The following is a 23,636-nucleotide window of genomic DNA, read 5'->3' as shown; positions in this document are numbered from 1 at the left end:
TTTGAAATTTGGCGGAGCGGACGGGACTCGAACCCGCGACCCCCGGCGTGACAGGCCGGTATTCTAACCAACTGAACTACCGCTCCGGTGCTTGGCTTTCGCTGCAAGCGGGTTGAACTATATGGCTGAACGGAAAGGGCGTCAAGCCCTGAAATGCCAATTATGAATCGTTCGCTTGTTTTTTATACTCAAGACGCCAAAAACATCACTTTGGCTGTTTTCGGCGTTTACGCCACCACAATCCGGCAACGGCTGAGATCACTACCAGGGCAAGGGCGGCCCACAGCCACCACTGCTGCCACAGCGGAGCGGGCGGCGTCTGAGCGGCGCTGCCGGCAAAGGGCTCAGGCAGGGGGGCTACCACTCGCACAACCTGGTCTTTTAATTTAATCTGAATTTCACGGCCGTCCATGGTAGTGACATACGCTTTTCCCTGCCAGCGATAGTTGCCGGGCTGGCGGGCAGCAGGCAGCGCTATGCTGGTGCCCTGGCCAGAAATAGTCACCGGCTGCTCCAGCGGGTTGATAAGCTCGCCGGTCACCACCAGACTGTCAGCCAGTACGTCACTGTCAGTTTCCAGCTCAATACGCCAGTTACGTTCAGAATCGGGGGTGGTAAAACGGGCCCGTACCGGCTGTGGATAAAGCAGCAGTGTATGCTGAACGTAGCGGGCCAGCACACCATTGGATACTTCTGCCTGAAACAGATAATCCCCCGGCAGTGCATCAAAAATAACTTCTGCAGTCATGATGCCGTCACCGGGAATGGCGTCGGCACCGGTGCCATTATCCTTGAAAGTGCCAAGCTCAACAGGCGCACGGGAAAAGGCATCCTGGTTCTGCGGGTTTTCGGCATAAAGCAGTGCTTTCAGTGAAAGGCCATCAAGATAATAATTGGCATCGAGGGTGGTATTTTTATAGGCAAGCTGACCGTTCAGCTGAATGACTTCATTCTGAAACACACGGTTGGGCAGGGCATCCAGCTGCAGATGAAACACGCTGAGCAAAGTAATAGCGTGCTCGCCGGCTATTTTACCGGTGGCCTGCCAGGGGCCGGGCTGTGGCTGCCAAAGGGTAATGACATCCCGCTTGTCGGTAGAGGCCCAGCTCACGTTATCAGGGTGGCGCTGGTAATAGAGCTTACTGCCATCCGGTTTAATCAGCACTACCGGCACCGAAGGGGCTTCACGCTCTATAAACAGGGTGACTTCCTTGACCGAAGGATCAATTCTGAAGGTGTTGTCAAGCCAGCGTGCGTGTTGCTCTTTGCCTGACGCGGTAAAAGACAGCAGCGCCAGGGCCGTCAGCAGCATCTGTTTGATCATGGTTAGTTGCATCAGGGACGCCACAGGCAGGAGCCGCCTTGTTTTTCAATCAGATCGAGCCGGCGTTCGTGGGCTTCCAGCTCTGCATTCAGGGCGCGAATGATCTTCAGGGGAGGCCGGCTGCTGGCCAGTCGCCGCAGCTCGCTGCCGTTGTTGCTTTGTTCTCCGCCATCCTGGTACAGGTTGAGTTTGGTCTGGCCACCTGTCATCAGCAGGTAGACATCTGCCAGGATCTCGGCATCCAGCAAAGCGCCGTGCAGGGTACGGTGACTGTTGTCTATGCCATAGCGATCACAAAGCACGTCCAGGTTGTTGCGCTTGCCCGGATAAAGCTGGCGCGCCATGGCCAGCGTATCGGTGACCTTACACAGCTGGGCCATGCGTTCAGGCCTGCCCAGCAGCTCCATTTCATAATCAAGAAAGCCAACGTCAAAGGGGGCGTTGTGGGCGACCATTTCGGCCCCACGGATAAAGTCGATAAATTCATCAGCCTGGCTGGCAAATTCTGGTTTGTCAGCGAGAAAATCATCAGTAATGCCATGAACCCGAATGGCTTCTTCATCTACTTTTCGGTCTGGTCTGAGGTACATATGCAGGTGCCGGCCGGTTAAGCGCCGGTTGACCACTTCGACACAGCCAATCTCGATCACTCTGTGCCCCACATAATGAGGGCCCGAGTCCATGTTCATACCTGTGGTTTCGGTATCGAGCACCACCTGCCGCTGATAGCCAGATTCGGTTAACACTGTGTTTATCCTCCGCAAAATGCAGCGGTCAGTATATCGTCTGAAGCACAATATGATAAGGGTGTGCGCTGGCTCACCCCCTGTGTTTATGGCAGACTGCCGGCCTTTGTATATTCATGTAACAGGCAAGATATGAAACAGGTTCAGCTCTATACAGATGGCTCCTGCCTTGGTAATCCGGGGCCGGGCGGCTATGGTGCCGTGCTTATCTACAAGCAGCACCGAAAAGAGCTGAGCGGCGGCTTTCGGCTGACCACGAATAACCGCATGGAGCTGCTGGCCGCGATTGAAGGCCTCAATGCACTCAGCTCCCCTTGTGAGGTCTCTCTGACCACCGACAGTCAGTATGTGCGTCAGGGCATTACTCAATGGATTTCGGGGTGGAAGCGGAATAGCTGGCGGACCTCGGCGAAAACACCGGTAAAAAATGCCGATCTCTGGCAACAGCTGGATGATGCCTGCCAGCGTCACAAGGTGGAATGGCATTGGGTGAAAGGTCACAGCGGACATCCGGAAAACGAGCGGTGCGACGATCTGGCCCGGGAGGCAGCCATGAAGGAAAGCAGCCACCGGGAGGATACCGGTTATTCGCGCTGACGGGCCATCTCGGGGCGGGCTACCGGCGCGGGAGCCCGTCTGCGTTCCTGTATGGGCGTAAGCGGAAAACGACGTTTGCGTGCCAGCAAAATATAGACTGCTGCCGGAGACGGGCAAAACTGCGGACAACGCTGCCGCTGCCAGTGGGCCAGCCAGGGCATAAAACCGGTAAAGCCGATGTAATCGCGCTTAATCACTTCAAACCCCAGCAGTTTCAGCCAGTCTTCTACCCTGGCAGGTGCCACCATGGCGTGCCAGTGGGGCAGTCTTTTACGCCACCCCGGCAGCCAGCGCGCCAGACCGGCACTGCCATAAGGATTAAAGCCCGATAAAATAAGCCAGCCGTCATCTCTCAGGGCGGTTTCTGCCTCCCGCAGAATGGCATGAGGATGAGCGCTGTATTCCAGCACATGGGCCAGCAGACAGGCATCCAGGCTGCCCGGGGAAAAAGGCATGGCAGTGGCGTCGCCCAGCAAATCCATGTTTTCCTGCTCGGTCTGGGCCATCACCACGCCCTGGCGCAGCCGGCTGCGCTCCAGCGACAAAGCCGCACTGAGTGCATCTACCTTGAGCAGGCTGAAACCGAACAGGCCGGGAGCCCAGTCATCCAGGCGCTGCTGTAGCTGAGCGGCAATGTAGCGCCCCCGGGGCAGACTGCTCCAGGTGAGCGGAGGAGATAGTGTTGTGTGGCTGGCTGTATCCATAATCCCTCTGGTAAGCTTTGGCAGTTTGAATATGCCAAGGATGCAAGAACAATGAATGCAATTTCCCTTCGTGCCTTTAACGATAACTATATCTGGCTGATAGGCAATGGCTGGCAGGCGGTTGTGGTGGACCCCGGTGATGCCACGCATGTGCTGACGGCACTGGCTGAGCGTGAGCTGGCGCTTGCTGCCATATTAATTACACATCATCATCATGATCATACCGGCGGTGTAAAACAGCTGCTGGCACAGTATCCCGATGTTGCCGTTTATGCGCCTGCCGGCGAGCGTCTGCCGGTTCCTGATGCCATTGCGCTGAAAGAAGGTGACCGGGTGTCATTACCGGCACTGGAGCTTGAGCTGCAGGTGCTGGAAGTACCCGGCCATACTTTGGGGCATATTGCTTATTACGGCAACAATATGCTGTTTTGTGGAGACACATTGTTTTCGGGGGGCTGTGGCCGTTTGTTTGAAGGAACGCCAGAGCAGATGTACCGGTCGTTAAGCCGGCTGGCCGCCTTGCCCGGCAGCACACAGGTCTATTGTGCCCACGAATACACTCAATCCAATCTGGCATTCTGTCATGCGGTAGAGCCGGGTAATACGGCATTGCTCAGTTATATGAAAGAAGTGGCTAAATGCCGGCAACAGGACGTGCCTACGCTGCCATCCAGCATAGAACGTGAAAATGCCGTGAATGTGTTTTTACGGGTAGCGCAGCCTGAAGTAAGAGCCGCTGCCCAGATGCAGGCGTTAAGGGAGTTAAATGAAGAGCATGAGATATTCGCTGCACTTAGACGCTGGAAAGACCATTTTTAACGAACTTGATTAAGCTGCTCACAAAGCATACACTGGCCGCCGTTTTTTTGGAAAGCAGACACGATGATAAGACTTTGCCTTTTATCCGGTGCCTTGCTGCTGGCGGGTTGCCAGGCGGTATCCACCGATTCGGCGCGCCAGACACATGGCCATAACAGCACCGAGCAAACCAGTCAGCGGCTCTATCCCAAGTCGAAAGACCATGCTTCACTCAAGGCCTCCGGTCGTTACAGCCGGCATTCTTCGGACGATACGCCAAGTGCCCCGGAGAGCAAGCTGGAGCAGCAGGATCTGTGGCAGCATCTTGCCGACGGCATGACCCTTGAGATACCGGCTGATCACCCAAGAGTGGTAGCCCAGCGCAACTGGTATCTGAAGCAGACACAGTACATGAGTTCCGTCACTGAACGCGCCAGACCGTTTCTCTATCTCATCAAGGAAGAGATAGAAAAACGGAATATGCCAATGGAGCTGGCCCTGCTGCCGGTGGTGGAAAGCACTTTTAACCCCAAAGCCTATTCTCACGGTCATGCTGCCGGTCTGTGGCAGATGTTGCAAAGCACCGGCAAGAACTTTGGCCTGCACTACGACAGCTGGTATGACGGCCGTTATGATGTGATGGCATCTACCCGGGCTGCACTGGATTACCTTGAGTATCTGCACAAATTCTTTGATGGTAACTGGACGCACGCTCTGGCTGCCTATAACTCCGGCGAAGGCCGGGTGCAGCGCGCCATTCGTGCCAACCGCCGTCAGGGCAAGCCCACTGACTACTGGTCTTTGTCTTTGCCCAAAGAAACCCAGAACTATGTGCCCAAGCTGATGGCACTGGCTGATATTCTCAAGCGTCCCGGGCACTATGGCATGGTTGTGCCTGCCATTCCCAATCGTCCGCAGGTTGCGGCCGTGGCGGTAGAAGGGCAGGTAGATTTGCACATGGCTGCAGATCTTGCCGGTGTAAGCCGGGCTCAGATAAAAGCACTGAATCCGGCTTACAAGCACACGGCCACTTCACCGCTGATTGCAGCAGAAATCCTGGTGCCGGTGCGTCATGCAGAAACGTTTGAACTGGCCATGGCCGACTTGCCGGCCGAAGAGCGTATGAGCTATGCCCGCTACCGCGTAAAAGGGGGAGACAGCCTGGGAGTAATTGCCCGTCGTCACGGCACTCATATCAGCGCGCTTAAACAGGCCAATAACCTGACGAGCAACACTATTCGCATTGGCCAGACCTTGCTGGTGCCTTCCAGTGCCGCGCCGGCACCGGCTGCAGTGCCTGAGCAAAGCACTTATCTGGTTAAGGCCGGTGACTCGCTGTCTGTGATTGCCAGCCGCTTCAGCGTCAGCATTGCCGACCTGCTGCGCTGGAACCAGCTGAGCAGCAAGCATATGTTACGCACCGGCCAAAAGCTGATTGTTGCCGCCAACGCAGGGTGAAAATCGGGGAGCGGGGAATAGGGAATGGTTAAAATCCCTAACCCCCGCTTTTTCAATTATACTTCCAAAAACAAACACACTTCTTCCATGCGTGCCCGCGTATCTTTATAGCCCAGATCAATCAGCTCCCGGCAATATTCCTGCTCAAACAGCAAAAAGCTTGCCAGACCGGTGGCATCGCCGGCCTCTACGCCAAACAAACGCAATACTGCACGAATGTTACCGGGTAAGCGATGAAAGTGTTTATGGGTTAATTCATCCAGATTCTGGCTGGGCTGCAATACCAGATTATCAATATGACGCAGTGCCAGTTGCTCGCGCTTACGCTCCGGCACCAGCGCTATGGTGCTGTTAATACGTTGCAGCCGCTCAATGTCTGAGGTGAGGGCATCGGTAAAAATGGTATCCAGCAAATGGCCGGCAATGTCCGAGCTGCTGGGGTTGCCGGAAAGCAGTGCTGAGTCTTGCTCTTCATGAGCCAGGCTCACAATTAAAATGCGTCTGGCTCCCAGATGAATGGCCGGGCTCAATGGATTCAGCTGGTGAATGGAGCCGTCACCATAAAAGTGGTTCTGCAGGCGGCAGGGTTTGAATACAAAAGGCAGGGCACTGCTGGCCATTAAATGTGGCGTGGCAATAATGGAGGAGCGACCGGAGCGGCCTGCTCTGGCCCAGGGCTGATGATAGGGCCGGCCCTGAAAAAAGGTGGTGGAATCACCGGTGTTATAGTTGGAGGCAGTAATGGCCAGTACTTCCAGGGCACCGTAAAGCAGGTTGTTATCGATGCGCTGAAAGTCAATCAGGGTTTCCAGCAGGCGTTCCAGCGGGCTGTTATCAAACAACGGCATGGCCATCTGTGCTGGCTGCCCTAACGCGCCCTTAATCAGACTTTTGGCAGAGTGCGTAACAATGCGCCCCAGCTGCAGGCGCAGCACCTTATGGGTGTTAAGGTGACGCCACACATACTCCAGCTTGCGCACGCCCAAATGAAAACAGGAAGCATAGCAGGCCAGCGCGGTGGCATTAATGGCACCGGCGGACGTGCCGCACAATATGGGGAAGGGAATAGCATGCCCCCGTGGGTAGCATTCGGCAACGGCCTTCAGCACCCCCACCTGATAAGCTGCCCGTGCTCCTCCCCCGGTCAGTACCAGTGAACAGGCATTGCCGGTTTCCTGCTCCATTCATACCTCCCTGTCGGTCACGGCGATGTGCTTAGTTTTCGTTTTCTAAGGACAGCCGGATACCATGAGGTTCTATCACGATTTTGCCCTGCTTATAAAGACCGCCGATGGCTTTTTTAAACGTGCCCTTGCTGATACCGAACTGGCGGTAAATAGTGTCGGGATCGGTCTTGTCATTAACCGCCAGGCTGCCGCCGGCGGCCTGCAGCCTGGCCAGAACCTTTTCTGCGGCTTCGTCGGTTTTACCCGGGCCGGGTTTAAACAGGGTGAGATCCAGTTTGCCGTCGTCGCGCTGCTGCTTGATGTAGCCACGCAGGCTTTTGCCCATGGGCAGACGTTCGGGCAGCTCAGACTTGAACAGCTGGCCCCAGTATTTGCCATCCACAATGGCTTTCAGTCCCAGCGGCGTACCGGCCACGATCAACAGACTGACTTCGTCTCCGGCGTGGTAGCCGGGCATATCCTTGCTGAGAAAAGGCTCCAGCTTGCTGGTGGCGACCATGCGGCCTTCGTGATCCAGATACAGGTAAACCACATAGTGGCGGCCGGTTTGCATGGGCGTGGCCTGATTGCGCTGAGGGACGAAAATGTCTTTCTTCATGCCCCAGTCCATAAAGGCACCCAAACGGTTAACCGTGACCACGCGCAGTGAGGCAAACTCGTTCACCCGCCCCTTGGGTCTGTCGGTGGTTACCACCGGTACCAGATCTGCGTCCAGATAAATGAAAACGGTGATCTTGTCGCCCGGCTTGGCATTGGCCGGCAACTGACTGTGGGGCAGGAACAATTCGCCCTCATCACCGCCGTCCAGCCAGCCGCCCTTGTCGCCCAGTCGTAACAGAGGAAGAGAGTTATAGTCGCCAAGCTTTATCATGGAGGTCACCGAATAGAATTAAAGGCTGGATCTTAGCGCGCTGAAGACGGAAACACCATCTTTGTACATGTGTCATATAAACCTTAAAGTTCAATGGTTTATCATATTTTTTCGGTTGTGCACAAAAGAAAGGCTGCTACACTCGAAAAATGTTGGTGATGGTGTGATTTCGCTCCCGGGGCGTGATGCCATCCTTTGAGAGAGATACGGGTTATGGATCAATCACAAATCACCATTCTGTCTATTCTGGCCGCGACAGTGGTGCTGTTTATGTGGGGACGCTGGCGTCACGATATGGTGGCATCGGCAGCTCTGCTGGCCTGTATCTTTACCGGCCTGGTGTCGGCTGACGCCGCTTTTGATGGCCTGGGGCACCCGGCAGTGATCACGGTGGCCTGTGTGCTGGTGCTGAGTAAGGGTTTACAAAGTTCAGGTGCCGTTGATGTGCTGGCCCGTACCTTTCTGCCCGCTCAGTCCGGCCCTGTGGTGTCCATTGTGGCGCTCACCGGCCTGGGAGCCGTGCTGTCTGCCTTTATGAACAACGTAGGGGCGCTGGCACTGCTGATGCCCATTGCGCTGCAAATGGCCAGGCGACAGCAGCTGCCCCCTGGCAAAATACTGATGCCCCTGGCCTTTGGCACTATTTTGGGGGGCATGACCACCCTGATAGGCACCCCCCCTAACCTGATTGTATCCGGCTTTCGCCAGGCCAGCAGTGGTGATGGCTTTTCCATGTTTGATTACACACCGGTAGGGCTGGCGGTGGCCCTGGCAGGCATAGTGTTTATTGCCCTGATTGGCTGGCGGCTGGTACCCGGACGCAAACAGGCAGGCATGGAAGGGTTTGAATCCGGCGCTTACATCACCGAAGCGCGGGTGCCGGAAGGCAGCAAGGCGGAAGGTCTGACGCTGCGCGAGCTGGAAACCGCACTGACTGACGCGGATGCTCAGATCCTGGGGTTGGTGCGTAACTCGGTGCGGGTGATGCCGCCCAGCCCGCGGCGGCGCACCCGGGCGGGTGATATTCTGATGCTGGAAGCGGAAGCAGAGGCACTGTCACAGGCGTTGTCTTCGCTGGGACTTAAGCTGGAAGAAGATCTGGCTACCAAGGAAGCAGACAAGGAAAAAGAGAGCAAAAAGGAAAAAAGCCAGGAAGATAACGGCACCCGCGAAGCGGTTATCGGCGCAGACAGCAAGAAAGAGAAAAAGGATGGTAAAGACAAGGGAGAGAGTGACAGCTCCGATGAAATTGTACTGATGGAGCTGGTCATTCTGCCCAGCTCTGAACTACTGGGGCGTACTGCCAGGGGTATACAGCTGCGCACCCGATTTGGCGTCAATCTGCTGGCGGTCTCCCGTCAGGGCCAGCGCTCCTTCAAGCGACTGCGGGCGCTGGCCTTTCGTGCCGGTGATTTGCTGCTGATGCAGGGCTCCCCCGAGCTGATTGCGGAATTTGCTTCCAGCACGGGGTGTGTGCCACTGGCGGAGCGGGAGCTGCGCATTCCCGATAAGAAAAAAGCCCTGGTGGCAGGTGGCATAATGGCGGCCTCGGTCATGGTGGCAGCACTGGGCTGGCTGCCGGCAGCGGTGGCCTTTGCCAGCGGCGTGCTGGCCTCTATGGTGTTGCGTACCGTACCGCCCCGGTCTGTATATAACGCAGTAGACTGGCCGGTGGTGGTACTGCTGGCAGCATTAATTCCGGTAGCAGATGTGATGGAAACCACTGGCACCGCCAGTTTAGTGGCAGCCTGGCTGCTGGATGGCGTGGCGCAGGGCAGTGCCCTGGTGGCACTGGCGCTGATCCTGGTGGTGACCATGACACTGTCGGATGTAATGAATAATGCGGCCACGGCAGCGGTCATGTGTCCGATTGCACTGGGTGCCGCCAGCCAGCTGGGAGTGAATGCCGATCCCTTTTTAATGGCGGTGGCCATTGGCGGCTCCTGCGCCTTTCTGACGCCGATTGGTCATCAGAACAATACGCTTATTCTGGGGCCGGGAGGCTTCAGATTCGGGGATTACTGGCGCATGGGCCTGCCCCTGGAGCTGCTGGTGGTCGCCATCAGCCTGCCCATGTTATTGTGGGTATGGCCGCTATAACAGAGGAAAACAAGATGCAAAATGAACTGAATAACCGCATTATTCTGGAAGTGTTCGACAAGATCCGCCGTTTCGGCGAACCTTACGAGGATGGCCACATGCTGGAAGGCATAGTGGCCAAAAGCGATTTTGATGGTTACAGCGTATTACTGGAAGGCAGTGGTGTGACCCTGCAGCTGAACTTTCATCAGAGTTATCACTTTGATTATGCCACCACGGCACTGAAGGATCAGTTTATGGCCAAAGTTGACTACATTCATCGCAACTTTAACGAGTCATAAGGCTCCTGATGTCAATCAGCCCAGTTTGCTGACCCGTACGCTGCGGCCTTTGACCTTGCCCTGTTGCAGGTGCTTCAGCGCCTGCTTGGCCACGTCTTTATGAATGGCAACATAAGACTGCATTTCCGTGATGTCGATTTTTCCGATCTGATCACCACTGATGCCGGCATCACGGGTCAGGGCACCGAGAATATCACCGGCGCGGATTTTGGTTTTGCGGCCGCCGGCAATGTTCAGCGTGACCATTGCCGGCTGACGCGGCGCAGTGGTGCCGTTCAGCGAGCTTAAATCCCCGTGAGCCATGGGGGCACGCTGATATTCCTCAATCATGTTAACCCGGTAGGCTTCTTTGGCGCTGTACAGACTCAGTGCCAGCCCCTGATGACCGGCACGGCCGGTGCGGCCGATGCGGTGTATATGTACCTGAGGATCCTGGGTCACCTCATAGTTAATGACCGCTTCCAGCTCGCGAATATCCAGGCCGCGGGCAGCCACATCGGTGGCCACCAGAATATTGGCACTGCCATTTGCAAAGCGCACCAGTACCTGATCCCGCTCTCTCTGCTCCAGATCGCCGTTCAGTGCCAGCGCGGCAAAGCCCAGACTGCCGAGGTGATCGGCCACTTCCTGACAAGCCCGCTTGGTATTGCAGAACACCACCGCCGATGCCGGAGCATAATGGGCCAGCAGGGTGGCCAGTGCGCTGCGGCGCTGATCCTGTGATACTTCAAACCACAGCTCCACAATATTGCTGCCGTTTTTCTCATCGGCCACCGAAATTTCTGCAGGCTGTTGTTGCAGCCCGCGGCTGAGGGTGCTTATTTCTTCGGGATAGGTGGCAGAAAACAGCAGCGTCTGGCGTGCTTTCGGGACAAACTCCACCACGTTGTGAATATCGTCGGCAAAGCCCATATCCAGCATGCGATCCGCTTCATCCAGCACCAGGGTATTGAGCGCATCCAGGTTAAGGCTGCCTTGCTGCAGGTGCTTGAGTATGCGCCCCGGTGTGCCCACCACGATATGCGCACCAAATTGCAGGGTAGCGGTCTGTGCGGCGGTGGGGCTGCCGCCACACAGTGAGACCAGTTTTACATTGGCCAGGGTGCGGGCCAGCCGGCGCAGCTCGCGGGCCACCTGATCGGCCAGCTCCCGGGTGGGGCACAGAACCATGGCCTGCACCCGGTTGAGGTTAACATTCAGCCTCGACAATACTCCCAGGCCAAAGGTCAGGGTTTTGCCGCTGCCCGTGCTGGCCTGAGCAATGACATCCTGGCCCGCCAGCACCAGTGGCAGCCCCTGAGCCTGGATAGGGGTCATTTGAGTAAAATTCAGGCTGGCAAGATTATCCAGCAGCGCTGAGTCCAGCGGCAGGGAAGAAAAGTCGGTATGAGTCACGGAAGGTTTCGCTGTGTAATGAAATGAAAGTGCCGAAGAGGCAGGCAAGTATAATAGCAGAAATGCACCGGGTGTGGCGATTTTCCGGACGATGAAAACAATAACGGCGCTGTGAGTGACAGCGCCGTTGGCATGGACAGAGCGCCGTTATACCGGGCTGCGTCATGCATTCAGAAGATGCCGGCTCAAAGGCCGGCATGACCGAGGCTCAGTTATGCTTGTGCAGCTCGGCGTTCAGCTCAACGGCAGACTTGTTGGTCTTCACCTCAATGCGGCCGGTCTGAGAGTTGCGGCGGAACAGCAGATCCGGTTTGCCGGCCAGATCGGCAGCCTTTACGGTCTGCACTTCATTGTTCTGGTCGTCCAGTACGGTCACCTTGGCACCCGCAGTGATGTAAAGGCCGGATTCAATGGTGCAGCGGTCACCCAGGGGAATGCCCAGGCCGGCGTTGGCACCCAGCAGGCTGCCTTCACCCACGGAAATCACAATATTGCCGCCGCCTGAGAGGGTACCCATGGTGGAGCAGCCGCCACCCAGATCGGAGCCGTTACCCACTACTACACCGGCAGAAATACGACCTTCCACCATGCTGACACCCAGGGTACCGGCATTGAAGTTGATAAAGCCTTCGTGCATCACAGTGGTGCCTTCGCCTACATGAGCACCCAGACGAATGCGGGAGGCATCGCCGATACGCACGCCGGCAGGCACTACGTAGTCAGTCATTTTGGGGAATTTGTCTACTGAGTTCACGCTGATAGTGCGCCCTTGAGCGCGTGCCTGCAGCTGACGCCTGGCCAGTTCGTCCACGGCAATGGCCCCTTCGCTGGTCCAGGCCACGTTGGGCAGCAGACCAAACATGCCGGACAGATCCAGACCATGGGGCTTGACCAGGCGATGAGACAGCAGTGCCAGCTTGAGATACACCTCGGCGGTGCTGGACGGGGCGCTGTCGCTTTCCAGAATGGTGAGCACCAGCGGTTGCTCGGTGCCAGCCAGGGTGTCTGCAATATCAGCCTGCTCGCTGGCATCGGCGGAGACAAAAGCCGCTTTCAGTTCATTGAGCTGACTGGCATTCAGCTCAATGGCGGTATTGCCGCCCTGATAACCGACCAGGCCGGCAACGGCCTTGATCAGGGTTTCGCTGGCGTTCAGCAGCGGCTGATTATAATAAACCTCAAGCCAGTCTCCCTTGGCGGACTTGGTGCCCACGCCCAGACCGAAAGCAAAGTTTGCCATGGTGTTCACTCCGTTAATGTTGTTGCTTTCCTGAAATTGACGCACCTTTTATCACATTTTGCCCCTTTGTTTGAGCTCATCAGTCAACTTTTCTCGTAATTGCGTCTGCTCCTGCTCAGTTAATGGCCGATCATGCGCATTAGTGAGGCTGAAAAAGTCTTCTACCCGCTCGCCAATGGTCGTGATCTTGGCGGCATGCAAATTCAGTTTGAGCTGGCTGAACACGGCCCCGATGCGCGCCAGCAAGCCCGGCGTATCCAGTGCCACCAGTTCCATCAGGGTGCGCTTGCTGGCGCGCACCGGTTGCAGAAACTGCACTCGGGTAGGAACATCAAACTCCCGGTGCCGGCGGGAGGGCGGCCGGGCGCGGATCACCGGTGGCTGACTGCGGGCCAGAGCCCGGGCCAGATCCCGGCATAAATCAGTGAGCCGGTCACCGCTGACCGGCTGGCCGTCAGGCTCCAGCACAATAAAGGTATCCAGGGCGTAGCCGTCTTTGGAGGTCATGATCTGGGCATCGTGAATATTGAGGTTTTTCTGATCCAGCGCCGCCGCCACCCGGCCAAACAGGTTGGGGGAGTCGGGGCAGTAGATAAACAGCTCACTGCCGCCACGGCCCGGCTGCTGGCTGATCTGCACCAGTGGCGTTCCCGCCTTGTTGTGGGCCAGAATATGCCGGCTGTGCCAGGCAATCTGCTCTGGTGTATGGCGCAGAAAATAATCCGCGGGCAATCTGGCCCACAGCGGTTTGATATGTTCAAACGACGTATCCAGGTGTTCCAGCAAATGACGTGCCTGCTGCTGGTTTTCCCGAATGCGCAGGCGCAGATCCGGCGGATTTTCGAGCCCCCGGCGCAATGCCCGCTGAGTGGAAAAATACAGTTCCCGCAGCAGGCTGCCTTTCCAGTCGTTCCACAGTGTATCGTTGGTGGCACAAATGTCTGCGACCGTCAGGCAATACAGAAAATCGAGATGCAGCTCATCGCGCACCTGAGTGGCAAATTCCCGAATCACATCCGGATCGTGAATGTCCCGGCGCTGGGCGGTCACCGACATCAGCAGGTGCTGGCGCACCAGCCAGGACACCAGCCGGGCATCGGATTTGTCCAGGCCGTGAGCCAGACAAAATTCCAGTGCATCGTCAGCTCCCAGGGTGGAATGATCTCCCCCCCGGCCTTTGGCAATATCATGAAACAGGCCTGCCAGCAGCAGCAGCTCGGGCTTGCGTAACCGGGTGCAGATGTCGTAACACAGCGGGTGCCGGCGCTGGTTGCCGGGCTGACGAAAGCGATCGATATTTTTTAATACTCTGTGAGTATGCTCGTCTACCGGATAGGCGTGGAACATGTCGAACTGCATTTGCCCGACAATCTTGCTCCATTGTGGAAAATAAGCCGCCAGTATTCCATAGCGGTGCATCAGGGTCAGCGCCAGCCGGCCACTGCCCTGATGGCGCAGTAACATCATAAACAGCCGCCGGCAGTCGGCCCGCTCGCATAAATAAACCTGTTGAGTGCGCCGGGCTTCGCGCAGCTCCCGCAGTGTGCTGGAATAAATGCCGGTAATTTGCGGGCAGGCGGCAATCTGATAAAACAGCCGCAAAATAGCCGCCGGCTCACGTGTAAGCAGGGTAGAGTCTGCCAGATCAATCAGCCGTCCGCGCAGGCGAAACTCAGGAGTAAGGGTTTTCACATCCATGGCAATGTGGCCGAGAATGGCTTCATCAAACAGCTGCAACAGCAGTTCGTTCAGCTCCGCCACCCGGCGAATGGTCTGGTAATAGCGTTTCATCATGCATTCGATGGGCTGATTACCTTCGCCGGCATAGCCCAGCGCCGTGGCCACCGCTCTTTGCCGGTCAAACAGCAAACGGTTATCAGCCCGTCCGGTGACGGTATGCAGGGCAAAGCGCAGCTTCCATAAAAAATTCTGGCAGTCCTGCAGTTCACCAAACTCAGCTTCGCTGAGAAAACCATGGCTGGCCATTTCTCCCAGCGTGCTGGTACCAAAGTGGCGACGGGCCACCCAGTTGATGGTTTGAATGTCGCGCAGGCCGCCGGGGCTGTTTTTTATATCCGGCTCCAGTTTATAGCTGCTGTCGTGAAATTGCTGGTGGCGCTGTGCCTGTTCATCACGCTTGGCTTCAAAAAAGGCCTGGCTGGGCCAGAAGTGATCCGGTGCCGTGGCTCGAGTGAGATCAGCAAAGGTGTCATAACAGCCGGTGATCAGCCTGGCTTCAATCAGATTGGTGGCCACGGTAATATCGTGCTCACCCTGAGCCACACACTCGGCCACGGTGCGCACGCTGTGACCTACCTCAAGATGCAGATCCCACAGTTGAGTCACAAAGCGGCCAATGGCGTCATTCAGAGGTTCATTATGCTGATACCGGCTCAGGATCAGCAGATCAATATCGGAGCAAGGGTGCAGCTCGCCCCGGCCGTAGCCGCCCACCGCCACCAGCGCCAGGTTGTCCTGCTGAGCCAGACCATGGCGTGTCCACAGGCCGGTGAGCAGCTGATCCATATGCTGGGAGCGCAGGGAAACCAGCTCATTGATGTCGTCACCGGCCTCAAAGCGCTGTTCCAGCCAGGTTTGCAGGCGAGCCAGCATGTCTTTGCAGCGGGTAATGGTCAGCTCATCGGGAGAGAGCAGGGCAGGGGCGAGCAGATTAGGTTCCATGATGCCGGGTCCGCGTTATGTGTCAGCCTTTAACTTAACAAAGCCGGTGGACCGGGCAAAGCCGCAGAAACTCTGGCACACTGAAATCATGACTGAGCGGGAGCGACATAATGGCAAATATGCAGGCACAGCTGCCACACTGGTTGCAGCGTTTCACCGGGTCACACTGGCTGCTGCCGGTGGTATTCGTGGCGTCCATGCTGGAAGCGGTGATAGTTCCGATTCCTCTTGAGCTGTTATTGATTCCTTTATTTCTGATTGAACAAAAGCGCCTGTGGGCACTGGCTGCCGCCGCCCTGCTGGGATGCCTGGCGGGCGCATTGGCCGGTTATGGGCTGGGGGGCTGGCTGTTCGACAGTCTGGGCCAGCAGCTATTACAGCTGACCGGCGGCCAGGATGCGCTTGACCGTTTTACTCAGGAGCTGAAGCAGGACGGCTTTATGGCCATTGTTATGGTGGGGATAACGCCAGTCCCCTTTCAGGTGGCCATGCTGGCAGCCGGCGCGGCCGGCTATTCCCTCTGGCTGTTTATACTGGCGTCAGCCATCGGCCGTGGAATTCGTTATTTCGGACTGGCACTGCTGGTGCGTCTGACCGGAGAGAAGGCGCTGCAACTGTGGCAGCAGCATGCCAGAAAGCTGGGTTTTGCCCTGCTCGGGCTGGCGGTGCTGGGTTATGGTCTGAGCCACTGGCTGAATGCCTGAATGAAGAAGGGGCACAAAATGTGCCCCTTGCTTACTGGAATGATGTGTCATTCCCGTGCTTGTTATGCAGGCTGACCATCGGGCACTATGCTCACGGCATGATTGCCCTTGGGGCCTTTTTGTATTTCGTAGCGAACGACCTGGCCCGCTTTAAGGGTTCGGTATCCGTCCATCTGAATCGTGGAAAAATGAGCAAATACATCTTCACCACCCTCAGTCGGGCAGATAAAACCAAATCCTTTGGCGTTGTTAAACCACTTAACCGTTCCGGTTGTCATACTGTGCATCCTTTTACTCAAACATCCTAAACAACATTGAGAAAATGGCAGTGGCCAATTATAACTACAGCGCTTTTTCGCCGGATGCGGCCATTCAGCAAAGCTTCGAACGAAACTTTACTGACTGCCAGGAGATCACTCTAGAGCAACCGGGACGGGAGTCAAGTGCTGCATGAATGAACAGCCGCTTGGCAATGCAAAATGTAAGGCCTTACAGGCCTTGTGGTTGACAGCCCCGGTACAGCCGGTAGGGTGGGATCAACACCACGAAAAAGTGACCTTAACGCTGCTTCAGTAGCAGGAATCAATCCCGTGATTTAGAGTAATGATATGGGCAGGAGAACACAGCATACCCTTGATGATAAACTGAAAGAGGCGGAAGAAACGGCGCTGCAACCCCCTCCTATGTATAAAGTCATCCTGAACAATGACGACTACACACCCATGGATTTTGTTGTAGAAGTATTGCAGAAATTTTTTTCCATGGACATGGACAAGGCCACCGAGGTGATGTTATCGGTTCACTATCAGGGTAAAGGGGTATGCGGAGAATTTACCGCAGAGATTGCAGAAACCAAGGTTGCGCAAGTGAACAAGTTTGCCCGTACGCACGAACATCCGCTGTTGTGCACCATGGAGCAGGCGTAAAAATAATCCCTTGAGCGGGATTATCGAGGTTTTTTAGGGGAGGTGCCTATGTTGAACAAAGATCTTGAGAGCACACTGAACGATGCCTTCAACGAAGCCCGTCGCTCTCGCCACGAGTTCATGACGGTGGAGCACCTGTTGCTGGCCCTGCTTGAGAATCCGGCCGCCAAAGAGGCTTTAATGGCCTGTGGTGCCGATCTGGAACAGCTGCGTCGTGAGACTCACAGCTTTATCGAGCAGACCACGCCGCTCATTCCGGTGGGTGATGATGAAATCGAAACGCAGCCCACGCTTGGATTCCAGCGAGTACTTCAGCGGGCCGTGTTCCATGTTCAGTCTTCCGGTAATGCCGAGGTCACCGGTGCCAATGTGCTGGTGGCCATTTTCAGTGAACAGGAGTCTCAGGCAGCCTACCTGCTGAAGAAAGTCGGTGTGGGCCGGCTGGATGTGGTTAACTTTTTGTCTCACGGCATTCGCAAAGACGGCGAGCAGGAAGACGCCTCTTCCTCACAGCATGAAGAGCAAAGCGAAGAAGGTAACAGCAACCAGACCGAAGGCTTTGTCATTAATCTGAACCAGTGGGTAAAAGATGGCCGCGTCGATCCGCTGATTGGCCGGGATCAGGAAGTGAACCGGACGATTCAGGTGCTGTGTCGCCGGCGTAAGAATAACCCCCTGCTGGTGGGTGAGGCCGGGGTGGGGAAAACCGCCATTGCCGAAGGCCTGGCCTATCGGATTGTGCATGATGATGTGCCGGAAATTATTGCTGGCAGCACTATCTATTCTCTCGATATGGGCGCTTTGCTGGCAGGCACCAAGTACCGCGGTGATTTCGAAAAGCGTTTCAAGGCGATGCTCAAGCAGTTTGAAAAGCAAAAAGGGGCCATTCTGTTTATTGACGAGATCCACACCATTATTGGTGCCGGGGCTGCGTCTGGCGGTCAGCTCGATGCCGCCAACCTGCTCAAGCCGCTGCTCTCGGGCGGGCAAATCCGTTGTGTCGGCTCGACCACTTATCAGGAATACAGCCAGATTTTTGAAAAAGATCGAGCCCTGGCGCGGCGTTTTCAGAAAATCGATATTCTGGAGCCCTCGGTAGAGGATACCGCCAAGATACTGCAGGGGCTGAAAAGCCGCTATGAGTCACACCATGATGTGCGCTACACCAGCAAGGCGCTGCGGGCGGCGGCGGAGCTGTCGGCCAAATACATCAACGATCGTCACCTGCCCGACAAGGCCATTGACGTCATTGATGAGGCCGGTGCGCAAATTCGTATGTTGCCACCCTCAAAGCGGAAAAAGACCATAGGGGTAGGCGACATTGAAGCCATTGTGGCTAAAATTGCCCGTATTCCGGAGAAGTCGGTGTCCAGCTCCGACAAGGAAAACCTCAAGAACCTGGAGCCAAATCTGAAAATGGTGGTGTTTGGTCAGGACAAGGCCATTTCGGTGCTGACCGATGCCATTCGCCTTACCCGTGCCGGTCTTGGTAATGAGAAGCGGCCTATTGGCTCTTTCCTGTTTGCCGGCCCCACCGGTGTGGGCAAAACCGAGGTGACCCAGCAGCTGGCGCGTATTCTCGGCATTGAGCTTATTCGCTTTGATATGTCGGAATACATGGAGGCTCATACCGTGTCCCGTCTTATCGGCGCGCCTCCCGGTTATGTGGGCTTTGATCAGGGAGGTCTGCTGACCGATGCGGTGATCAAACATCCTCATGCGGTGCTGCTGCTCGATGAAATCGAAAAGGCGCATCCTGATGTGTTCAATATTCTGCTGCAGGTCATGGACAACGGTACCCTGACGGACAACAACGGCCGTAAGGCGGATTTTCGCAACGTTATTCTGGTGATGACCACCAATGCCGGCGTACAGGAAACCGTACGCAAGTCTATTGGCTTTCAGCAGCAGGATCACAGCCATGATGCCATGAGCGAAATCAACCGCACCTTTGCGCCCGAATTCCGCAACCGGCTCGACCATATCATCTGGTTCAATCACCTTGATATCGATATTATTCATCGGGTGGTGGACAAGTTTATTGTGGAGCTGCAGGCCCAGCTGGATGCGAAAGGAGTGTCGCTTGAGGTGAGTGAACCTGCCCGTCACTGGCTGGCGGAAAAAGGTTACGACAAGTCGATGGGCGCGCGCCCCATGGGCAGAGTGATTCAGGAGCAGCTTAAAAAGCCGCTGGCCAACGAGCTGCTGTTTGGTGAGCTTGTCGGCGGTGGCTCGGTGCGGGTCAGTCTGAAAGATGACGAATTGCACTTTGAGTTCCAGTCGGAGGCGTCCATGGCCTGATGGCATCACGCCTGAATACAGCAATAATGCCCGGAGCCCGCAAGGCACCGGGCATTTTTTTATTGATACAGCAAAATAAAACAGGTGCCTTGCTTTCAGCCGTGCGGCAAGCACGGCCTACAACAAAACCAAGGGTATCAAGCCTGTTGGCTTAACCTGATGGAGGGGGTTTAGCGGGAGCGGAAGACGATGCGGCCCTTGGACAGGTCGTAGGGGGTCAGCTGAACAGTAACCTTGTCACCGGTCAGGATGCGAATGTAGTTTTTACGCATTTTTCCGGAGATATGAGCGGTGACCACATGGCCGTTTTCCAACTCTACGCGGAACATGGTGTTGGGCAGGGTTTCCAGAATGGTACCCTGCATTTCAATACTGTCTTCTTTAGCCATTGAATCCTCTTGTTAACGCAGGCAATAAAAACGGCTGCGATCATGCCGGATTTCGCCTGCAGTGTAAAGATTAGGCTCCGTCTTTCATGATGTGCCATTGGCCCTTTATCAGCCGCTGATGGGGCCGGAATTGTTGCTTGTAATTCATTTTGCGGCAGTCATCGACCTGATAGCCCAGATACAGCCAGTGTTTACCGAGTGTCCGCGCCAGTTTTATCTGGTTGAGAATGGCATAAATGCCCAGGGATCTGTGCTCTTCGGCGGGATCATAAAAGGTATACATGGCGCTGAGGGAGTCGTTCAGCGAGTCGGTCACTGCCACTGCAATCAGACGGCTTTCAGCATAAAACTCAAGAAACAGAGGGGTCAGCCAGTGGCACAGTAAAAAACCGTCATATTGCTGCCGGCTGGCGGGATACATGGCCCCGTCTTGATGGCGTTGTTCAATATAATACTGATAAAGCTCGAAATATTCCGGTTTATCAGTATCACTCACCACCATGGTCAGATCCCGGTTATTGCGCAAAATGCGCTTCTGGCTGCGGCTGGGCACAAAGTCGTTAACCGGAATACGCAATGATTCACAGGCCTGACAGGCCTGACAGCGCGGCCGGTATATATCGCTACCGCTGCGGCGAAACCCTGCCGTCAGCAGTTGCTCATAGCCTTCGGGGCAGAGCAGCTCGCGGTCCAGCAGCACCAGCAGCTGCTCCAGCCGGCCGGGCAGATAACTGCAGGGATGCCTGGGGGTCAGACCGACCTTTAAATTTACTTCCCTCATAGACTCAGCTCTTGCGATTGCCAGCACAGGGCAGAAACGGATTGGGTTTGCAGCTCTCTGAGTTTATGCAGAAAGCGTGATCTGGGCCAGCTTTTCACTCCCAGGCTTTGCAGGTGCGGATTGGGTAACTGACAGTCAATCAGTGTGCCGCCGTAATGAGCAAAGTGCCGGCACAGGGCCAGCATGGCCAGCTTGGAGCCGTTGCTGACCAGGTGAAACATGGATTCACCACAAAACAGCCGGCCCAGGCCGATGCCGTAGAGCCCGGCCACCAGCCGCTGCTCGTCCCATACCTCAATGGAATGGGCATGCCCCTGATGGTGCAGCCGGCAATAGTTGTGCTCAATATCGGGGGTGATCCAGGTGCCCGGGCCGTCTTCCCGTAGTTCACGGCAGTGGCGAATGACAGCCTCAAAAGCGTGGTTGACGGTCAGCCGGTAGCGCTGCTTGCGGGCCAGCCTGGCCAGGCTACGGCTGACATAAAGGGCGTCCGGTGAGATCACGGCACGGGGATCCGGTGACCACCACAACGGCGGCTGAGATTGATCATACCAGGGGAAAATGCCCATGCGATAGGCCAGCAGCAAACGCTCGGGGCGCAGATCGCCCCCCACTGCCAGCAGCCCGTCGGGCTCCTTCAGGGCTGTAGCCGGATCAGGAAACCAGAGTGTTTCATTCAGTTGGGTCAGGTACATAACAGTGACTCACTCGGACAATTTCTGCCAGTCTTCACCGGTTTGCTGCTCAATATAGTCACGAATAAACTGCCTTACCTTCTGGGACGGCGTCACGTCTTCTTCGGCACACAGGCGTTCAAACAGCGCCTTCTTGCGCGGATCTATTAGCAGGGTCAGGCGGGCGGTACGTTGCTCCATAAAAACCTCCGGTGCATATCACATGTTAATCATATTACCATTGAATGCATTTATGATGAGAATACAATCAATGTCTGTTCATGCCTTCATCCACCGTGGAGCCAGCCATGTCTCATCGTGCCCATCTGTTTTCCCTGCGTCCCGGTCACGCTCTGATCGAAGCCTGCCGGCATGAGCCTTATGGCCGCAAACATCTGCTTAAGGATGTGCTGGCAGGGATAACGGTGGGTATTATTGCCATTCCGCTGGCCATGGCGCTGGCTATTGCCAGCGGTGTGGCCCCCCAGTACGGGCTTTATACCGCCATCATCGGCGGCTTTGTGATTGCGCTGACCGGTGGCTCCAGGTTGAGTATTTCTGGCCCCACGGCAGCCTTTGTGGTCATCCTTTACCCCATTGCGCAACATTACGGTCTGGGTGGTCTGCTGTTGGCTACCCTGATGGCCGGTGGCTTGCTGGTACTGATGGCGCTGCTACGGCTGGGCCGTCTGGTTGAATATATTCCCGAGCCGGTAACCCTGGGTTTTACCGCCGGGATTGCGGTAGTGATAGCAGGGTTGCAGCTGAAGGACTTTTTTGGCCTCACGGCCACCGGATTGCCCGAGGCCTTTGTACCGCGACTGCTGGCGCTGGCCGGGCATCTGCCGGCGCTGCACTGGCCCAGTCTGCTGGTAGCCGGACTGACTCTGGTCATCATGCTGCTCTGGCCCCGGCTGAAAACCGGGGTGCCGCCTCATCTGCCGGCGGTATTGCTGGCCAGTCTGCTGGCGATGTTACTGAACCAGCAGGGACTTGGTATTGATACCATCAGTAGCCGGTTCAGTTATTTATTACCCGACGGCAGCTCAGGCGCGGGCATACCTCCGGTGCTGCCGGCCTTTACCTGGCCCTGGCTGCAGCCGGGGCCAGATGGCAGTCCGGTGGGCCTCAGTGTTCAGCTGTTGCGGGATCTGCTGCCAGGTGCCTTTGCTATTGCCATGCTGGGAGCGATAGAGTCGTTGCTGTGTGCCGTGGTGCTGGACGGCATGACCGGCAAGCGCCACAGTGCCAACAGTGAGCTGCTGGGGCAGGGCATAGGCAACCTGATAGCACCGTTTTTTGGTGGCATTCCTGCTACTGCTGCCATTGCCCGCTCAGCGGCCAACGTTCGCGCCGGTGGTGTCTCGCCGGTGGCGGCCATGGTACATGCGCTGGTGGTACTGGCGGGGCTGGTCTTGCTGTCGGGGCTGCTGGCCTGGCTGCCCATGCCGGCCATGGCGGCACTGTTGCTGGTAGTGGCCTGGAACATGAGTGAAGCGCCCAAGGCCGTGCATTTGTTCAAGACAGCGCCGAAGGGCGACTTGCTGGTGTTTCTTACCTGTTTTTCCCTGACCATTGTCTTTGACATGGTGATTGCCATTACGGCCGGTATTCTGATGGCCATGGTGTTATTTGTGAAAAACATCGCTGATATGACCCGTATCGTAAATATTACCCAGCATGAAAGAATGGTGCCGGCTGCCTTGCCTGCGGGCTGGGAGGTTTACAAAATTAACGGCCCGCTGTTTTTTGCCGCTGCCGATCGCGTGTTCAGCGAGCTGACGCTGCTGGTGAAGGAATGCCGGGGTGTGGTGTTGTATATGGATGCGGTACCGGTACTGGATGCCGGCGGCCTGTCGGCGCTGAATCGTTTTATTGACGTCTGCCGGAAACAGGGGACGGAAGTAGTGATTGCGGATTTACAGTTTCAGCCGCTGAAAACCATGGCCCGCTCCGGCATGACGCCGATAGAGCACAGCCTGAGTTTTCATTCCACACTAAAGGAAGCGCTGAATTACGTACGGCCCGGCAACACAGCCGTGTCGTAAACATCAATAAAAACGGCGCTGTGAGTACAGCGCCGTTTTGTTCGTATGAAGCGGCAGTGGATATTACCCTTACAGGTAGGTTGGGACGAGTCCCAACATTCCGGCAGACGGCGAAAATGTTGTGAATTCGCTACGCTCATCGCCAACCTTGTATGTTGAACGCACAGGAATTGATAGAGTTAAAACCAGTTACCGGGGAGGCCGTCCCAACCTGGAGGCAGTGTTTACTGACCTCGTGCGTAGATTGGCCCCCCGCCTCATTGCCTATCTCGAAGAGTATCAGGAAGCCATCAAGATGGACTTCGCATCACAAGGTTGAGACTGCATGAAGTGCGAGGTCGGGGAACCGGTGATAATTGTGAACCATAGCGAGGCGAGAGGAAAGGGAATGAGTGTATTTGTCGGCATTGATATTGCTGCTCAAACGTTT

At 56.0% G+C, this 23,636-nt stretch carries 22 protein-coding genes and 1 tRNA gene; 9 read left to right on the top strand and 14 right to left on the bottom strand.

Annotation, left to right across the window (positions count from 1 at the left end):
* Positions 1 to 9 precede the first annotated feature (9 nt).
* From G364_RS0105745 to dnaQ, 3 genes are all read right to left on the bottom strand, one after another.
* A tRNA-Asp gene (locus G364_RS0105745) sits at positions 10 to 86 on the bottom strand.
* Between the two features lie 119 nt (positions 87 to 205).
* Positions 206 to 1,324 carry a choice-of-anchor X domain-containing protein gene (locus G364_RS0105740; RefSeq protein ID WP_019934199.1) on the bottom strand — a complete coding sequence of 373 codons (1,119 nt, stop codon included), beginning with the start codon at positions 1,322 to 1,324 and terminating at the stop codon, positions 206 to 208.
* 11 nt (positions 1,325 to 1,335) lie between these two features.
* Complete coding sequence (dnaQ, locus tag G364_RS0105735; RefSeq protein WP_019934198.1) at positions 1,336 to 2,070, bottom strand: DNA polymerase III subunit epsilon; 735 nt, start codon at positions 2,068 to 2,070, stop codon at positions 1,336 to 1,338.
* Between the two features lie 132 nt (positions 2,071 to 2,202).
* Here dnaQ and rnhA point away from each other — a divergent pair, with 132 nt between their 5' ends.
* On the top strand, positions 2,203 to 2,667 hold the full coding sequence (gene rnhA, locus G364_RS0105730; RefSeq protein WP_019934197.1) for a ribonuclease HI: 465 nt from the start codon (positions 2,203 to 2,205) through the stop codon (positions 2,665 to 2,667).
* Here the strand turns inward: rnhA and G364_RS0105725 are convergent.
* Complete coding sequence (locus G364_RS0105725; protein WP_019934196.1) at positions 2,655 to 3,371, bottom strand: class I SAM-dependent methyltransferase; 717 nt, start codon at positions 3,369 to 3,371, stop codon at positions 2,655 to 2,657. The genes rnhA and G364_RS0105725 overlap by 13 nt on opposite strands.
* Positions 3,372 to 3,422: 51 nt before the next feature.
* Between G364_RS0105725 and gloB the strand changes: the two genes are divergently transcribed.
* The gene (gene gloB, locus G364_RS0105720) at positions 3,423 to 4,190 is read left to right on the top strand and encodes a hydroxyacylglutathione hydrolase (protein ID WP_019934195.1); all 768 of its coding nucleotides are present in this window, start codon (positions 3,423 to 3,425) and stop codon (positions 4,188 to 4,190) included.
* A gap of 63 nt (positions 4,191 to 4,253) precedes the next feature.
* On the top strand, positions 4,254 to 5,627 hold the full coding sequence (locus G364_RS0105715) for a LysM peptidoglycan-binding domain-containing protein (RefSeq protein WP_019934194.1): 1,374 nt from the start codon (positions 4,254 to 4,256) through the stop codon (positions 5,625 to 5,627).
* A 56-nt stretch (positions 5,628 to 5,683) separates the two neighbouring features.
* On the opposite strand, the gene G364_RS0105710 is transcribed toward G364_RS0105715, so the two are convergent.
* Together G364_RS0105710 and G364_RS0105705 are read right to left on the bottom strand one after the other, a co-directional pair.
* On the bottom strand, positions 5,684 to 6,811 hold the full coding sequence (locus tag G364_RS0105710) for a patatin-like phospholipase family protein (RefSeq protein WP_019934193.1): 1,128 nt from the start codon (positions 6,809 to 6,811) through the stop codon (positions 5,684 to 5,686).
* 31 nt (positions 6,812 to 6,842) lie between these two features.
* A complete protein-coding gene (locus tag G364_RS0105705; RefSeq protein WP_019934192.1) occupies positions 6,843 to 7,685 on the bottom strand; it encodes a CvfB family protein in 843 nt (280 codons plus the stop codon).
* A gap of 213 nt (positions 7,686 to 7,898) precedes the next feature.
* Between G364_RS0105705 and G364_RS0105700 the strand changes: the two genes are divergently transcribed.
* Complete coding sequence (locus G364_RS0105700; protein WP_019934191.1) at positions 7,899 to 9,785, top strand: SLC13 family permease; 1,887 nt, start codon at positions 7,899 to 7,901, stop codon at positions 9,783 to 9,785.
* 14 nt (positions 9,786 to 9,799) lie between these two features.
* Positions 9,800 to 10,066 carry a DUF3081 domain-containing protein gene (locus G364_RS0105695; protein ID WP_019934190.1) on the top strand — a complete coding sequence of 89 codons (267 nt, stop codon included), beginning with the start codon at positions 9,800 to 9,802 and terminating at the stop codon, positions 10,064 to 10,066.
* 15 nt (positions 10,067 to 10,081) lie between these two features.
* Here G364_RS0105695 and dbpA read toward each other — a convergent pair whose 3' ends face one another.
* The 3 genes from dbpA to glnD all read right to left on the bottom strand — a co-directional run bounded on the left by dbpA (position 10,082) and on the right by glnD (position 15,383).
* Positions 10,082 to 11,461 carry an ATP-dependent RNA helicase DbpA gene (gene dbpA / locus G364_RS0105690; protein WP_019934189.1) on the bottom strand — a complete coding sequence of 460 codons (1,380 nt, stop codon included), beginning with the start codon at positions 11,459 to 11,461 and terminating at the stop codon, positions 10,082 to 10,084.
* A gap of 208 nt (positions 11,462 to 11,669) precedes the next feature.
* Positions 11,670 to 12,701, bottom strand: coding sequence for a 2,3,4,5-tetrahydropyridine-2,6-dicarboxylate N-succinyltransferase (gene dapD / locus G364_RS0105685; RefSeq protein ID WP_026344721.1), 1,032 nt, complete (start codon positions 12,699 to 12,701; stop codon positions 11,670 to 11,672).
* A gap of 51 nt (positions 12,702 to 12,752) precedes the next feature.
* Positions 12,753 to 15,383 carry a bifunctional uridylyltransferase/uridylyl-removing protein GlnD gene (gene glnD, locus G364_RS0105680; protein WP_019934187.1) on the bottom strand — a complete coding sequence of 877 codons (2,631 nt, stop codon included), beginning with the start codon at positions 15,381 to 15,383 and terminating at the stop codon, positions 12,753 to 12,755.
* 110 nt (positions 15,384 to 15,493) lie between these two features.
* On the opposite strand from glnD, the gene G364_RS0105675 reads away from it, so the two are divergent.
* Complete coding sequence (locus tag G364_RS0105675; protein WP_019934186.1) at positions 15,494 to 16,087, top strand: YqaA family protein; 594 nt, start codon at positions 15,494 to 15,496, stop codon at positions 16,085 to 16,087.
* A gap of 62 nt (positions 16,088 to 16,149) precedes the next feature.
* Here the strand turns inward: G364_RS0105675 and cspD are convergent, their stop codons facing one another.
* Complete coding sequence (gene cspD / locus G364_RS0105670) at positions 16,150 to 16,365, bottom strand: cold shock domain-containing protein CspD (RefSeq protein WP_019934185.1); 216 nt, start codon at positions 16,363 to 16,365, stop codon at positions 16,150 to 16,152.
* A gap of 330 nt (positions 16,366 to 16,695) precedes the next feature.
* Between cspD and clpS the strand changes: the two genes are divergently transcribed.
* Both clpS and clpA read left to right on the top strand, forming a co-directional pair.
* Entirely contained in the window at positions 16,696 to 17,013 is a 318-nt protein-coding gene (gene clpS / locus G364_RS0105665) for an ATP-dependent Clp protease adapter ClpS (protein ID WP_019934184.1), read from the top strand.
* Positions 17,014 to 17,061: 48 nt separating this feature from the next.
* Positions 17,062 to 19,314 (top strand): ATP-dependent Clp protease ATP-binding subunit ClpA, encoded by a 2,253-nt coding sequence (gene clpA / locus G364_RS0105660; RefSeq protein WP_019934183.1) that lies wholly within the window; start codon positions 17,062 to 17,064, stop codon positions 19,312 to 19,314.
* A gap of 170 nt (positions 19,315 to 19,484) precedes the next feature.
* Here clpA and infA read toward each other — a convergent pair whose 3' ends face one another.
* From infA to G364_RS0105640, 4 genes are all read right to left on the bottom strand, one after another.
* Complete coding sequence (gene infA / locus G364_RS0105655; protein ID WP_014291892.1) at positions 19,485 to 19,703, bottom strand: translation initiation factor IF-1; 219 nt, start codon at positions 19,701 to 19,703, stop codon at positions 19,485 to 19,487.
* Between the two features lie 70 nt (positions 19,704 to 19,773).
* Positions 19,774 to 20,484, bottom strand: a complete 711-nt coding sequence (locus G364_RS0105650; RefSeq protein ID WP_019934182.1) for an arginyltransferase — start codon at positions 20,482 to 20,484, stop codon at positions 19,774 to 19,776.
* Positions 20,481 to 21,179: a leucyl/phenylalanyl-tRNA--protein transferase gene (gene aat, locus G364_RS0105645; protein WP_019934181.1), complete on the bottom strand. Its 699-nt coding sequence runs from the start codon at positions 21,177 to 21,179 to the stop codon at positions 20,481 to 20,483. The genes G364_RS0105650 and aat overlap by 4 nt, the downstream gene beginning before the upstream one ends.
* A gap of 9 nt (positions 21,180 to 21,188) precedes the next feature.
* On the bottom strand, positions 21,189 to 21,359 hold the full coding sequence (locus G364_RS0105640; RefSeq protein WP_019934180.1) for a hypothetical protein: 171 nt from the start codon (positions 21,357 to 21,359) through the stop codon (positions 21,189 to 21,191).
* A 107-nt stretch (positions 21,360 to 21,466) separates the two neighbouring features.
* Between G364_RS0105640 and dauA the strand changes: the two genes are divergently transcribed.
* Entirely contained in the window at positions 21,467 to 23,206 is a 1,740-nt protein-coding gene (gene dauA / locus G364_RS0105635) for a C4-dicarboxylic acid transporter DauA (protein WP_019934179.1), read from the top strand.
* Positions 23,207 to 23,636 lie beyond the last annotated feature (430 nt).

The organism is Oceanimonas smirnovii ATCC BAA-899, from assembly GCF_000381965.1.
Taxonomy (GTDB): Bacteria; Pseudomonadota; Gammaproteobacteria; order Enterobacterales; family Aeromonadaceae; genus Oceanimonas; species Oceanimonas smirnovii.
Note: the sequence above shows the minus strand (reverse complement) of the source record. Positions and strands in the feature narration are given on the sequence as shown.

Coding starts and splice junctions, on each gene's coding strand:
- G364_RS0105740 (WP_019934199.1), bottom strand. CDS start 1,324: ATGATCAAACAGATGCTGCTGACGGCCCTGGCGCTGCTGTCTTTTACC.
- rnhA (WP_019934197.1), top strand. CDS start 2,203: ATGAAACAGGTTCAGCTCTATACAGATGGCTCCTGCCTTGGTAATCCG.
- G364_RS0105725 (WP_019934196.1), bottom strand. CDS start 3,371: ATGGATACAGCCAGCCACACAACACTATCTCCTCCGCTCACCTGGAGC.
- gloB (WP_019934195.1), top strand. CDS start 3,423: ATGAATGCAATTTCCCTTCGTGCCTTTAACGATAACTATATCTGGCTG.
- G364_RS0105715 (WP_019934194.1), top strand. CDS start 4,254: ATGATAAGACTTTGCCTTTTATCCGGTGCCTTGCTGCTGGCGGGTTGC.
- G364_RS0105710 (WP_019934193.1), bottom strand. CDS start 6,811: ATGGAGCAGGAAACCGGCAATGCCTGTTCACTGGTACTGACCGGGGGA.
- G364_RS0105705 (WP_019934192.1), bottom strand. CDS start 7,685: ATGATAAAGCTTGGCGACTATAACTCTCTTCCTCTGTTACGACTGGGC.
- G364_RS0105700 (WP_019934191.1), top strand. CDS start 7,899: ATGGATCAATCACAAATCACCATTCTGTCTATTCTGGCCGCGACAGTG.
- G364_RS0105695 (WP_019934190.1), top strand. CDS start 9,800: ATGCAAAATGAACTGAATAACCGCATTATTCTGGAAGTGTTCGACAAG.
- dapD (WP_026344721.1), bottom strand. CDS start 12,701: ATGGCAAACTTTGCTTTCGGTCTGGGCGTGGGCACCAAGTCCGCCAAG.
- glnD (WP_019934187.1), bottom strand. CDS start 15,383: ATGGAACCTAATCTGCTCGCCCCTGCCCTGCTCTCTCCCGATGAGCTG.
- G364_RS0105675 (WP_019934186.1), top strand. CDS start 15,494: ATGGCAAATATGCAGGCACAGCTGCCACACTGGTTGCAGCGTTTCACC.
- cspD (WP_019934185.1), bottom strand. CDS start 16,365: ATGACAACCGGAACGGTTAAGTGGTTTAACAACGCCAAAGGATTTGGT.
- clpS (WP_019934184.1), top strand. CDS start 16,696: ATGGGCAGGAGAACACAGCATACCCTTGATGATAAACTGAAAGAGGCG.
- clpA (WP_019934183.1), top strand. CDS start 17,062: ATGTTGAACAAAGATCTTGAGAGCACACTGAACGATGCCTTCAACGAA.
- infA (WP_014291892.1), bottom strand. CDS start 19,703: ATGGCTAAAGAAGACAGTATTGAAATGCAGGGTACCATTCTGGAAACC.
- G364_RS0105650 (WP_019934182.1), bottom strand. CDS start 20,484: ATGAGGGAAGTAAATTTAAAGGTCGGTCTGACCCCCAGGCATCCCTGC.
- aat (WP_019934181.1), bottom strand. CDS start 21,179: ATGTACCTGACCCAACTGAATGAAACACTCTGGTTTCCTGATCCGGCT.
- G364_RS0105640 (WP_019934180.1), bottom strand. CDS start 21,359: ATGGAGCAACGTACCGCCCGCCTGACCCTGCTAATAGATCCGCGCAAG.
- dauA (WP_019934179.1), top strand. CDS start 21,467: ATGTCTCATCGTGCCCATCTGTTTTCCCTGCGTCCCGGTCACGCTCTG.